Below are 11,990 nucleotides of genomic sequence, written 5' to 3' on the forward strand. Positions count from 1 at the left end.
CACAATTTTTGTGTTAGTTAATAGATAGAGGTATTATTACACCGTCTATCTAATAACGTACCGAGAAGCCATTGAAGTTTGTGTCTCTCACTTTTGTGATGTGTTTGCTGTGGGTGATACCCATAGATGGCTTTTCGGTAGAGTCTTCTCAGCTCATGCCGCTCAACCGGTATTTCCCTCAATCGTGGGGAACGAAAGACGGGCTTCCTCACAATAGTATTCACGCATTAGCACAAACGTCCAATGGGTATCTATGGGCGGGTACTTGGGAAGGTGTTGCTCGGTTTAATGGCCAGCAGTTCACTGTATTTACCCGCGGCGCGCAAACAGGATTACCAGACTCCGGCATTCGAAGCTTGTATTACAACAAGCCGCGCGACGAGCTACTTGTGGCAGGAAACCGAGGCGGTGTAACGTCGCTTATCGCAGAGCAGTGGCATGCTCAAGCGCCCCTGTCTTCAATGGTTAATCATGCATTTAGAGACAGTAATAACGTGTTGTGGTTTGCGCTGGAAGACACGGGGATTGCAATGAGAACGCCTGACGGCACGCAAAAAGAATACATTGTAAATTCGAGTGCTTACCGCATAATCGAAGACGGATTTGGCGTAATCTGGTTTGCAACAAATCAAGGCTTGTTCAAATACATAAACGATAAATTTCAGCTAGCTGTACCCGACCACAACATACTCTCTGGTCCATCATTTACTCTCGCTCTTGATAGCAAAAAACGTGTTTTAGTTGGCACAGAACACGGTGTTTGGCAGCAAAAAAACGGTACCTTTGCGCTACTTCACAGCTCACTTGCCGACAAATCAATTAGTAGTATTTTGCTTGATCATCAAAATAGCATTTGGGTAGGCACCATCAATCATGGCCTTTATCGTCTAAGTGACTTAGGCCTAGAAAAACTGGATGCGACAGCAGGTCTTCCCAATAACCGCGTTTTTTCACTGCTTGAAGATTTGGAAAAAAATATCTGGATTGGCACTAATGGTGGTTTGTTTAGGCTGCGTCGTGCGCTATTTACCACATTCTCGCAAAGCCAAGGAATGAGTGGAGACTTTTTGCGAACTGTTTTGCAAACGTCTGATGGCAAACTTTTATCAGGTGGAAGTGCTGGATTAGATATATTTTCCAATGATGCGTTTTCCAGCGCATCGCTCACTACAGGTGAAGCTTTCTCTGTACTCAGTTTGGCAGCGGTAACTGAAGAGGTAACGTTAGTCGGCACCTACACAAAAGGTGTGCTGCGATATGAAAATGACCAACTTACTCCTTACCTCAATAGACATTTAGGGTTACCGAGTAATGAAGTAAGGGCCATTCTTTTAGCGAGTGATAACAGTGTTTGGTATGCCACGGCGCAAGGTGTAGTTCAACAAACACCAGATGGAAAGCTAAGCCATTTTAATGAACAAAATGGGCTACCTGCCCATTTTTCGATGGGCTTGGCAGAAGATCGTGAAGGACGAATCTGGATTGCTACAGGGATAGGGCTCGCCTATATCCAACAGGGTATTGTGCACGTAGTTTCGTTTCCTGAACATTCAGATGCGCAGCACGCGTTCAGTTTTAGCGTTGTTGAAAAGGGAACTTGGATTACAACCGATCGAGGCCTTGCGTATTTTGACAATGCTACAAAGGCACTTAGTGTAATCGAAAAGTCGCAGGGGCTTCCCGTAGATAAACTGTTTTCAATTGGTATAGATCACAACAGCGGTGTATGGCTAAGTTCAAATCAAGGGGTCATTCTCACTTCGCTATCAAGTCTTAAGGAGTGTCTGACATATCCAAGTGCATTATTGGAATTTGAACATTTTAAGGAAGAAAATGGCCTGGCGAGTATTCAAATCAATGGTGGATCACAGCCATCTCAGATTGTCGATGTAGACGGAAATGTTTGGCTTCCTACTGCGAAAGGGCTCGCTACAGTGACGCCTGCAAACCTTGCCATGTTGAGTGAATTCCCTATTCCGGTAAGTATAGAGGCGGTACTACTGGACGGTGCTGACCAGCAATTTGATACGGATAAAAGGGAAGTAGACGTAACGCCGTTAACCACGCGAGTTGCGTTTCAGTATGCAGGGTTGGGTTTCGCTATGCCTTCGCGTATAGAGTATCAGGCTATGTTAGTAGGATATGACCAAGATTGGGTTAACCGTCATCAATTTAGAATGACTGAATACACTAATTTAGCACCTGGTCGTTATCAGTTTAAAGTACGTGCTCGTTATATTGGTGGTCCCTGGCAAGAGATTACGTCACCATTTTCTATTCGCGTGTTACCCAGTATTTATCAGACATTTGCTTTTAAATTCTCGGTTTTTCTTTTCTTCTGTTTTGTTATCTATGCACTTTATAAAGTACGTTTTCATCACTTGAAAAAATCAGAAATGATTTTAAAACAAAGGGTCGATGAACAAACCAGATCACTAGAATTACAAACCAAGCGGTTCGAGTTCCAAGCAACTCACGATGATCTAACCGGTATTGCAAATAGACGAGCATTCGACCGCTGGCTTGTACAATATTTTGAAGAGGCTAAAGCGAAACAATCTCCTCTATGTCTTGCCGTTATCGATATTGACCATTTCAAACAGGTAAATGATCAGTACTCTCACTTAGTAGGGGATAAAGTCATTACTGAGGTGGCCCGTATATTAAATCGCGAAGTTCCGCATTATGCTAAATGTGCAAGGTGGGGCGGCGAAGAGTTTACTGTGTTGTTACCTGAATATGACTTGGTAAATGCAAGGGTAGCTATGGATCATGTTCGAAAAATCGTGGCAGCACATGATTTCAGTTTTATAGCGCAAACGCTGAAAGTCACAATCAGTATTGGTGTAGCAAGTGCAGATGGCGCGAGAGATCACGACCGAATGTTAACCCATGCCGACCAAGCACTTTACACTGCAAAAGAAAATGGCCGCAACCAAGTGACCATTTTCGAATAAACGATAAGTGGGGTAGTGGTTAATTACTACAACATCTTTAACCTGACTTTGCCGTAAAGCCTTACTGTGGCGATTGTCCCAACTGCGCTTCTTCGCGTTCTCGTGAAACTGCCTCGAACAGCGTAAAGTAAGCCACCACAGCAAGATTAGCGACAAACCAAAGGTCTTTAATAACGAATTGACCTAGGCGGTTGACGATAGTCGTGCTGTTAAAGGTATCCGGCACAGTAAACAAAAACGTTTGTGTCATCAGAAAAACCGATAAACAAGCCAATCCGCTCGCAATGAGCATCGGCTTGTTCTTAGTAAAGATGCCCGCACCCAATAGCAGTGCAAAGAGGACATCAAACCCACCAATTACATTCGATGCCCCTTGAACGCTAAACACAGCATATAGCCACGACATAAACGGTGATGTTTCAACTAGCCCCACAATCGCATTAGCTTCAAACTCGAAAAACTTCATGCCTCCTATCCATAATAAGACCATGGCTACAGGAGCAAAGTTGAGGTATGTCAGTTGCTTGTGCGAAAATTTTTCGCGATAAAACAAGAATAGGAAAAGTGGTAATACTGCGAAGTACTTGATGATGCCTTGACCGCTGCCAATAATCGGGAAGCCCCCTAAATCGGCCATCCATCTTGTTGGTGATAATAACGTCAGCAATGGAATGGCAGTTACAAAAGCGGCATATATTGTTACTGCTTTTGCTGAAACAAGGCTAAAACGTGCTGCAATGGTCATTAACGGTAGTAACAGCAATGCGATACCTGAAAAAGCACCAAGGGCACTCTCGCTCAACACAGTGTCTAACGAGTAGAAATTAAATGTAGCGATAAGTGCATTGGGGTTTGCACCCAATAAAAATGTTAGGCCAAGAACTGCGAAGCTAAAAGTGAGCAATGCGGTGACCATGTTTTCGGTTTGGTTTAGTGTCATAAAGCGTCCGTAAATACTGCTAGTTTTGCGAAGTGTATGTAGAGACCCGTCGAGGTAGCACTAAAATTTCATAGGTTTGATAATTTATTAGGCATAGCGCAATAAGCAAATAAGGATTTATCGACAAAATAAGAACTTATCTAATAGCGGTTGTCATAAGTAGCAGCGGTCTTAAATAAATTAGGTCTTAAGTAATGTGGGGCTTAAATAGTAGTGGTTTAAAAAGTAAAATAAATTGAGAGAAAAAATGAAACAAGCAAGCAGTAGAGCACAGAAGCGTTTTAGGATCTGGTTAATAGCAGGCGTGTGTGCAGCCTTGTCTGCTTGTGGCGCTCAGCCCCCAGAACCTATTGATGAGCCAATCACGAGTGTTGAAGACGTCGAAAGATTAGAGCAAGTTGTTGATACCTCATTGCCTTTGGTGCAGCAGGCCTATTCCATTGAGTCCGAAAAAGTGTGCGATAAACACGGTGGTAACTGGAAGAAAGTAGGCCGACAGCAGGCGCATGCTTGTGTGCTCCCAGCAAACGATGCCGGTAATGCGTGTAATGACAGCAGCGAGTGCGAAGTGGCTTGTGTTACGGAAAACAATAATATGGAAGCGGGAGAAAAGGCGCGCGGCGTGTGTTTAGAAAGTACGGACTTATTCGGCTGTAGAGCCTATGTGTCTAACGGCGTTGTGGAGCATACCTTGTGTGTTGACTAAGAGGTTGTTTAGCAAACGAACGTTGAATGAAGCGCACGCCATCGGCAATGCGCTTCACAACAACGCGGGTTAATTAACGTTGGGGAACTCGATTTTGTCCAGTTCGCTCGCCGTTTCATTGCACTCACCTAATAGGTGAAGCCTATCTTCGGTTTGGTGTGTATCTATTTCTAGAAAGCCCGTTTGGCAGTAACCGGTCTCATCCAGTTTCTCATCTAGAGATGTATAAAGTTGCTCAGTCATTCTATCGCTGCTATGTGACGAGCCTTCGCGACTTTCCTGTCCTTTGCGACCGCCACGACCACTTCGTTCGCCTCCCTGACCACGGCCGCCTTTACCGCCACCTTTGGCACTGTCACGATGCTGCATTAACGGAATGCTAAAGGCGAAGAGCTTGGTACCGTCTTGCTTGATCTTCGTTTCAAAAAATATTTCATCCATGTCTAAAGGTGGTGGCCTATGAGCGCACGCACTGACAATCAAAGAGGTCGTTATTACTAATAGTGTTTTATTCATTTTATTTAACGCTTATTTGAACCACGTCACTTTGAGATTCAAACGCCTCTTTAGTTGCAGCACCCAGTGTAAGTTTTAAGTAAAGCATTTCGGTATGCAAACTTCATAACGAGCGTATCGTTACAAGCAACACTCATTACGTTATGCATTTTACGTCAAAAAGAAGCGGCATTGCCGAAGCGACAAGTCTCAACCAGATAGTCAATAAGTGCTCGGGTACGGCTTGGCACATGCTTACGAGAAGGATAAACCAAGGTAAACAACAAGGTTTCACTTCCAAGTGAAGGGAAAATTCGTACCAGTTCGTTAGATGCGACTTCTTTTTGCACAGTTGAAGGTAGCAGCGTAGATATTCCCAACCCTGCTTTGACCATTTCTTGAACAAGGTGAGGAGAATTACACAGCTCGTAATGTTTGGGTGTAATGTCGATTGGTGTGTTGTCCAGCATTAGGTAATGCATGATTCGTGAATTTAACTGAGATAGCAAAATCCAGGTATGATTATTCAGTTCTGCAATAGTCTTAGGTTCACCATATTTCTTGAGATAATCAGGGCTAGCATATAAGGCGAATTGTTCTTGATATAAGACCCTACCGACGAGCGAGTCGTCTCGTGGCAAACCAATTCGAAGTCCTACATCAATATTCTGAGCGATAAGGTCGAGCTTATCGTCACTGCTCACTATGTGTAAATCTATTTCAGGATAGCGGCGCTTGAACTCAGGCAGCAACGGTAATAAAAACTTGTGTGCAATGTCGTTGGTGACTGTTATTGATACTCTTCCTTTTGGCGCTGTTTGACGCAGCTCTTCATCAATACCATGCAAAATCTCGTGGCACTTTTTCGCATGGGAAAATACAGCATTTCCCTCGTCAGTAAGCATGAGCTGTCGAGTGGTTCTTTGCAGTAATCGCACGTCAAGAGATGCTTCTAAACCTGCCACTTGCTCGCTAACTCTAGATCGACTGGTGCCTAAACGGCGGGCAGCTTCCGCAAAGCTTCCACATTCTACTACGTTGGCAAATATGGCGAGTGCCTTAAGATGTGAATAGTTAATTGTACTCATATTCGTGACAATTCGTTCTGTATATGTCTACTTATCATAACAGTGTTTCACGCACATAATCACCTCTGTGTTCAACCAGTACTCATTTAATTGATAGAGGATAGATTATGATTGCAGTAACCGGCGCTAACGGACAATTAGGTCAAAAAGTTATTCAAACACTGCTTAATACAGAGAAGGCAAACACAATAGTTGCACTAGTGCGCAACCCTGATAACGCACACGCATTAAAGCAGTTGGGAGTAGTAGTACGACAGGCCGACTATAATAACCCGGAAACGCTTAAGTCAGCTTTTGAGGGTGTTGAGAAGTTGTTGCTAATATCAGGTACAGAGTTTGGGAAACGCTTTGAGCAGCACAAGGCGGTAATAGATGCAGCTATGGCACAAAACGTTAGCCTCATTGCTTATACCAGTTTGTTGAAAGCTGATACGTCTCCTTTGCTGTTAGCGCAAGAACATAAACAAACCGAGGCTTACTTTAAAGATGTGTCAGCGCCTTTCGTGTTTCTTCGAAATGGGTGGTACACGGAAAATTACACCGATAATGTAGACAGCGTACTGCAGATGGGAGCGGTGGCAGGCGCTGCAAAACAGGGAGTTTTGTCTACCGCTAGCCGACAAGATTATGCAGACGCCGCAGTGGCCGTTCTTTTATCATCGCAAAATCAAACAGGCAAAATTTATGAGCTTGCTGGCGACACGGGTTTTACGCTTATGGAGTATGCTTCCACCCTATCTGAAATTACCGGCGAAGATATTGGTTTTTTAGACATGGATGAGAGCGCTTATAGAGAAGCACTCATTAAAGCTGGGCTGCCTGAAGGTATGGCAGCAGCGTTAGCAGATTCAGAGCATTACGCCGCCTCGGGGTGGCTCCAAGATAACAGCGGCACCCTATCATCACTACTTGGTCGTCCAACTGCAACTCTGCGTGCAACACTTGCTGCGAAAATGAAAAGCTGAGTATCTAAAAGCTAAGTGAATTACCATCCCATGCGCATTACCTTGAATTATCATTCAAGTGATGCGCTTATTGTGCAACACTTGCGTATTCATATTTTAAATCACTTGCATCCGCAATTTGCTTATTTACAGGGATAGGTTCCATGCTTTCCAACATCATTCGCTTTGCGAAAAACATCGTCGTGTCGTTAATTGCAATCTTTGTGTGTTTTGGTGTGCTCGACTTCTTGTGGCTTGGCGTTATTGCGGATGGCTGGTATCAAAGTGAAATGGCTCCTCTGCTTAGAAGTCAATTTATCACGTGGCCTTGGGTGGTTTTTTACCTCATGTATGGATGTGTGGTGTTTGTACTTGCTGTGGTGGCGAACAGAGATAAGTCGTTACTTTATGCAGGGATCGATGGCGCGCTTCTAGGGTTGGCCAGTTATGGCGCCTACAATTTAACGGCGTACAGCATTATTGAAGGTTTTACTTTGTTTATTATGTTGATTGACTGGGCGTGGGGCACGTGCCTAACCAGCGCAAGCGCCATGGCCGGCTGGTTAGGGTTTCAACTGGTTAAGGGAAAGAGTAGCGAATAATGCGTTTTAACACGCTGGCGTATTGTTTTAAAAAGCTGCCAGTGTTGTAGTGCATGCCGTGTTCTTCGAATACGGCTTTTACCTTGGGGGTCATCTCTCGGTAGCGTCTGGCTGGGATATCTGGAAACAGGTGGTGCTCAATTTGAAAGCTTAAATGCCCAGTAAGCACGTGAAACAGGTTTCCGCCCTTTATGTTCGACGAGCCCAGCGCTTGTCGGTAGTACCATTGCCCTCGGGTTTCATTAACACAATCTTCTTGTTTAAACGTTTCCACGTCGCCAGTGAAATGGCCGCAAAAGATAATAGTAGATGTCCATAAATTGCGTAGCAAATTGGCGATAAGGTTGCCGGTAAATACCCATAAAAATAACGGCCCAGCTAATAAAGGAAATAGTACATAATCTTTTACTAACTGACGTGCGCCTTTACTAAAAAAGCGTTTCTTAAGTTCATTATGGGTAACCTGATTCTTACGGTTGTCCTTCTTTTTTCCAAAAAAGACCCGCTCAGCGGCCATTTCGTGATACGACACACCCCACTGAAATAAAACACTAAGTACGATGTAAGTCGCAAACTGCCATAGGTTTTTTACACGCCATCTAAAATCGTTAGACAGGCGAAGCAAGCCGTAGCCAAAGTCTCTGTCTTTCCCAATAATATTGGTATACGTGTGATGCTCGTAATTATGAACGCGATTCCAGCTCGCACCATCGCAGGCAATATCCCACTCATAGCCTTTCGAATTAATGTGTTTGTCGTTCATCCAATCGTACTGGCCGTGCATTACGTTGTGGCCTATTTCCATATTATCGAGAATTTTTGCTGTAGCTAAACTCAATACGCCGGCAACCCAGAGCAGCGGTTGAATGAACCCCAACATTAAAAGTATCCGTCCGCTCCACTCGCAAATTCGCTGAACAAGAATAATACGTCGGATATAGGCCGCATCTTCAGCGCCCACTTTTCGTTTAATGTCAGCTTTAATTTCATCAAGCTGAGCGGCAAGTAACTCGTAGTTCGGTTTCTCTTTAGTGCTCGTTGACCGAATAGCTTTGGTTTCACTTATCGGAGAATGCGCTTGTTCGATGGCTTCTTCACGGTGTTGGTTGTCTATTGCAACGCTGGTGTTCATAGTTGAATCTCCAAATCAGTAACGGCTTGTGATACACACAGCTGAATAAGTTGCTCTGCGCTATCTGAAAGCTCACCCGTGCGGGTATCTCTCACTACGCCCCGTTTCTTAACACATTGGCATTGATGACAAATTCCCATGCCACAGCCATAAGTCACAGGTTGTTCTGCTTGCTGAAGTTGTATAAGTAGGGTTTGCTGATTGTCGACAGTTAAAGATTGGCCGTTGTGTACCAAGGAAAAGGTTTCACTTTGGCTAAGACTAGAACTGCTTAGGACAGGAAGCGCAGCGAAGTGCTCGCTCGAAACAGGGACGTTGATCGTATTTGCATAACTTTCAACTTGCTCGAACATGGCATGTGGACCACACACTAACCAGTGTGCATTGGCAAAGTTACACAGATGCGCTTCTACGTCTCCGTCTTTTTGCTTGCTCAAAATATCATAGGTGAAGTGCTCACAGCGCTGACTGAACGCTGATAATTCATTGAGTAATACATGCTCGTCCGGCTTAGCAAAATAAAGTAAGTGTACCGGTGTATGGTTTAGCTGCGCGTTGTTGACGGCATCGTCAAGCATGGCAATGAAAGGAGTTATACCCGAGCCGCCCGCTATCATAAGTAGGGGCTTTTCAACCTTCGGCCAGATAAATTCCCCCATAGGGGCTGAGATATTTACCCATTGATTAGGCACACAAGAGTGAAGATAAGGTGTTAATGCGCCCTGAGCTTTAACCTTGGTTACAAGACGAATCTGCTTTTCTTTTTGTCGGGTGTTAGCACCACTCGCTATGGTAAACACGCGAGTGGTGAGCCTGCCATTAATTTCTATGGTTATTGCGATATGTTGCCCTGCAACATGCGTTGGCCAAGACCTCTCTGGTATAAGTAACACCTCGAGCATATCCGTGCTCAGTTTTTTTACGGTCACGACCCTAGCTCTGAAATACCCATCGCGCCACGCGGGTCTAACTTGCTGCATCAGCACTTCCCAGTAGCCCTTCCAAGAGGCATGGTGAAAAATGCGATCAGTGAATTTATCTAGTAATAGTCTCAATGTAGAAATCACACCTGTATTTCGTCGGAATATCTTAAATACAAAAAGGATGAAAATATTTTAGCTTACACTTGTACGCTAACTCAGCGCACAAGTGTAAGCTTAATTTTTTCTGCGTCAAGAGGAGATGCATGAAATTTGGGATAACGTCGTCGAAATACACCGGTACTTTTGTGAAAAATGCAAAAGTGCTTTGTTAAAAGTACGGGTTCTAAGCCAGCTATAGGGCCTTTTATTTACCGTTATCTAAACGTGTAAATTGCAAGAATAAAGTTCAAAGGATCGTATTATGAAATTATTTGAAACCCTATCGCTGTCTGGAAAAACGCTGAACAATCGGGTTGTTATGCCGCCAATGACCCGCTCCCGCTCAACGCAGCCGGGAGATGTGCCCAACACCCTTATGGCTGAATATTACGCTCAGCGCGCAAGTGCAGGGCTTATTGTGAGTGAAGGCACACAAATTTCGGCACTCGGTAAGGGTTATGCGTGGACGCCGGGTATTTATACCAAGGCGCAAATCGATGGCTGGAAGTTGGTAACAGATAAAGTCCATGAAGCGGGTGGTGTGATGTTTGCGCAACTTTGGCATGTGGGTCGCGTATCCCATCCTTCAAATACAGAGGGGAAGCAGCCTATTAGCGCATCGGCGATTCAAGCAAAAGGCGTAAAAGTATTTGTTGATGAAGGCGGCAACCCTGGCTTTGTTGAGTCGGTCATGCCCCGAGAAATGAGCATTGAAGATATAAAAGCCGTGGTAGAAGAGTACCGCGTTGCGGCGCGCAATGCCGTAGATGCCGGATTTGATGGCATTGAGTTGCATTCGGCTAATGGTTACTTGCTTAACCAGTTTATCGATTCTCAAAGTAATACAAGAACTGATGAATACGGCGGAAGTGTACAGAACCGTATTCGATTCTTGAAAGAAGTGGTGCAGGCTGTGTCTGAGGAAATTGGCGCTGATAAAGTAGGTGTACGTTTGGCGCCCCTAACAACATTAAACGGGACAGTCGACGACAATCCCGAAGAGACATATCTTGCGATTGCTTCCATGCTTAATAGTTTCAAGATTGGCTATATGCATATTGCCGAAGCCGACTGGGATGATGCGCCGCAAATGCCAATATCATTCAAGATGGCTATTCGTGAAGCCTATAGCGGTCTGCTCATTTATGCCGGAAAGTACGACACAGAGCGTGCCGAACAAGCTTTAACTGAAGGGTGGGCAGATATGATTGGTTTTGGTCGACCTTTCGTGGCGAACCCAGATTTACCCTACAGACTAGCGAATAATGTACCCCTGAATGAGCACAACCCCGATACGTTATTTGGCGGTGGTGAGAAGGGCTACACAGATTATTCTTTTGCTAAATAGCCGGAAATTCCAGCGGGTGTGTAAAAAACACTTTGCTCAGGAAAAAGGGGCAACCCATTAAAAATGAGCATGGCTCTTTTTTACCAGAACGAACAGCACTTAAAACATGTTGTTCGTTCTAAATCTTACTTTCGTCAGTCAGCAGTTAGACTCATTACGTAACAGTTATACGCAGTGATGTGTTAACACCGTTGATACTCACCGAGTCATTTCTGCACTTTACGGTTAATATTTACGATTGCGATATAGCCAAGTGAAAATTCCGCTTCCCGCTATTAACATTGACGTGGCAAGCCACAATTTAGAAATGGGTGTGCCGTTGGGGCACTGCAACGCCATCGTTGCCCCCGCAAGGTTCTGGCAATCGACGAGTTGACCCAAGGCCAATACAAAAAGACCGAGAAGTACGCCGATAACGGCATAAGACAAATTATTGAACGACATACTTTTCCTAAAAGATTTTCCAATCAATTCGCACACTAAACGCACGCGACAATAAGCAATAATGCTCCAAACTAGTGCAGCTGAAGGCTGCTTTTTCAAACATTTACTCTATTTGTATGGGCTAAGACAGCCTACCCAACAGTATGTGCGCGCCATTGAACGGTGAAAATACTCGCTTCAACGAAGGTGCTTAAAATCCATACGAAAATTAGCACAAGCTCAGTGTCGCAATATTTGCGCCAACCCCTATCA

Annotated in this window: 11 protein-coding genes; 5 read left to right on the forward strand and 6 right to left on the reverse strand. The window is 44.4% G+C overall.

Annotated elements, in window-relative coordinates:
* Nucleotides 1–98: 98 nt before the first annotated feature.
* Entirely contained in the window at nt 99–2,957 is a 2,859-nt protein-coding gene (locus tag MHN02_RS08460) for a diguanylate cyclase (protein ID WP_343212216.1), read from the forward strand.
* 61 nt (nt 2,958–3,018) lie between these two features.
* Here the strand turns inward: MHN02_RS08460 and MHN02_RS08465 are convergent, their stop codons facing one another.
* Nucleotides 3,019–3,897: a DUF417 family protein gene (locus MHN02_RS08465; RefSeq protein ID WP_239245523.1), complete on the reverse strand. Its 879-nt coding sequence runs from the start codon at nt 3,895–3,897 to the stop codon at nt 3,019–3,021.
* Between the two features lie 247 nt (nt 3,898–4,144).
* Here MHN02_RS08465 and MHN02_RS08470 point away from each other — a divergent pair, with 247 nt between their 5' ends.
* Complete coding sequence (locus MHN02_RS08470) at nt 4,145–4,603, forward strand: hypothetical protein (protein ID WP_156086095.1); 459 nt, start codon at nt 4,145–4,147, stop codon at nt 4,601–4,603.
* 69 nt (nt 4,604–4,672) lie between these two features.
* Here MHN02_RS08470 and MHN02_RS08475 read toward each other — a convergent pair whose 3' ends face one another.
* Both MHN02_RS08475 and MHN02_RS08480 read right to left on the reverse strand, forming a co-directional pair.
* The gene (locus MHN02_RS08475; protein WP_014948739.1) at nt 4,673–5,044 is read right to left on the reverse strand and encodes a hypothetical protein; all 372 of its coding nucleotides are present in this window, start codon (nt 5,042–5,044) and stop codon (nt 4,673–4,675) included.
* Nucleotides 5,045–5,274: 230 nt separating this feature from the next.
* A complete protein-coding gene (locus tag MHN02_RS08480) occupies nt 5,275–6,186 on the reverse strand; it encodes a LysR family transcriptional regulator (protein ID WP_239245525.1) in 912 nt (303 codons plus the stop codon).
* 107 nt (nt 6,187–6,293) lie between these two features.
* Between MHN02_RS08480 and MHN02_RS08485 the strand changes: the two genes are divergently transcribed.
* Both MHN02_RS08485 and MHN02_RS08490 read left to right on the forward strand, forming a co-directional pair.
* Nucleotides 6,294–7,151, forward strand: coding sequence for an SDR family oxidoreductase (locus tag MHN02_RS08485; RefSeq protein ID WP_239245527.1), 858 nt, complete (start codon nt 6,294–6,296; stop codon nt 7,149–7,151).
* A 143-nt stretch (nt 7,152–7,294) separates the two neighbouring features.
* Nucleotides 7,295–7,732, forward strand: coding sequence for a DUF2177 family protein (locus MHN02_RS08490; RefSeq protein WP_014948742.1), 438 nt, complete (start codon nt 7,295–7,297; stop codon nt 7,730–7,732).
* Here the strand turns inward: MHN02_RS08490 and MHN02_RS08495 are convergent.
* Nucleotides 7,710–8,864: an acyl-CoA desaturase gene (locus MHN02_RS08495; RefSeq protein ID WP_239245529.1), complete on the reverse strand. Its 1,155-nt coding sequence runs from the start codon at nt 8,862–8,864 to the stop codon at nt 7,710–7,712. The two genes, MHN02_RS08490 and MHN02_RS08495, sit on opposite strands and share 23 nt — an antisense overlap.
* Nucleotides 8,861–9,919 carry an FAD-binding oxidoreductase gene (locus MHN02_RS08500; protein ID WP_230633740.1) on the reverse strand — a complete coding sequence of 353 codons (1,059 nt, stop codon included), beginning with the start codon at nt 9,917–9,919 and terminating at the stop codon, nt 8,861–8,863. Before MHN02_RS08500 ends, MHN02_RS08495 begins: the two co-directional genes overlap by 4 nt.
* A 289-nt stretch (nt 9,920–10,208) precedes the next feature.
* On the opposite strand from MHN02_RS08500, the gene MHN02_RS08505 reads away from it, so the two are divergent.
* Nucleotides 10,209–11,294: an alkene reductase gene (locus MHN02_RS08505; RefSeq protein WP_239245532.1), complete on the forward strand. Its 1,086-nt coding sequence runs from the start codon at nt 10,209–10,211 to the stop codon at nt 11,292–11,294.
* A 225-nt stretch (nt 11,295–11,519) separates the two neighbouring features.
* On the opposite strand, the gene MHN02_RS08510 is transcribed toward MHN02_RS08505, so the two are convergent.
* The gene (locus MHN02_RS08510) at nt 11,520–11,738 is read right to left on the reverse strand and encodes a hypothetical protein (RefSeq protein WP_014948746.1); all 219 of its coding nucleotides are present in this window, start codon (nt 11,736–11,738) and stop codon (nt 11,520–11,522) included.
* Nucleotides 11,739–11,990 lie beyond the last annotated feature (252 nt).

Source organism: Alteromonas sp. CNT1-28 (assembly GCF_022348345.1).
GTDB lineage: Bacteria > Pseudomonadota > Gammaproteobacteria > Enterobacterales > Alteromonadaceae > Alteromonas > Alteromonas macleodii.

Coding starts and splice junctions, on each gene's coding strand:
- MHN02_RS08465 (WP_239245523.1), bottom strand. CDS start 3,897: ATGACACTAAACCAAACCGAAAACATGGTCACCGCATTGCTCACTTTT.
- MHN02_RS08510 (WP_014948746.1), bottom strand. CDS start 11,738: ATGTCGTTCAATAATTTGTCTTATGCCGTTATCGGCGTACTTCTCGGT.
- MHN02_RS08470 (WP_156086095.1), top strand. CDS start 4,145: ATGAAACAAGCAAGCAGTAGAGCACAGAAGCGTTTTAGGATCTGGTTA.
- MHN02_RS08475 (WP_014948739.1), bottom strand. CDS start 5,044: ATGGATGAAATATTTTTTGAAACGAAGATCAAGCAAGACGGTACCAAG.
- MHN02_RS08480 (WP_239245525.1), bottom strand. CDS start 6,186: ATGAGTACAATTAACTATTCACATCTTAAGGCACTCGCCATATTTGCC.
- MHN02_RS08495 (WP_239245529.1), bottom strand. CDS start 8,864: ATGAACACCAGCGTTGCAATAGACAACCAACACCGTGAAGAAGCCATC.
- MHN02_RS08490 (WP_014948742.1), top strand. CDS start 7,295: ATGCTTTCCAACATCATTCGCTTTGCGAAAAACATCGTCGTGTCGTTA.
- MHN02_RS08460 (WP_343212216.1), top strand. CDS start 99: ATGTGTTTGCTGTGGGTGATACCCATAGATGGCTTTTCGGTAGAGTCT.
- MHN02_RS08485 (WP_239245527.1), top strand. CDS start 6,294: ATGATTGCAGTAACCGGCGCTAACGGACAATTAGGTCAAAAAGTTATT.
- MHN02_RS08505 (WP_239245532.1), top strand. CDS start 10,209: ATGAAATTATTTGAAACCCTATCGCTGTCTGGAAAAACGCTGAACAAT.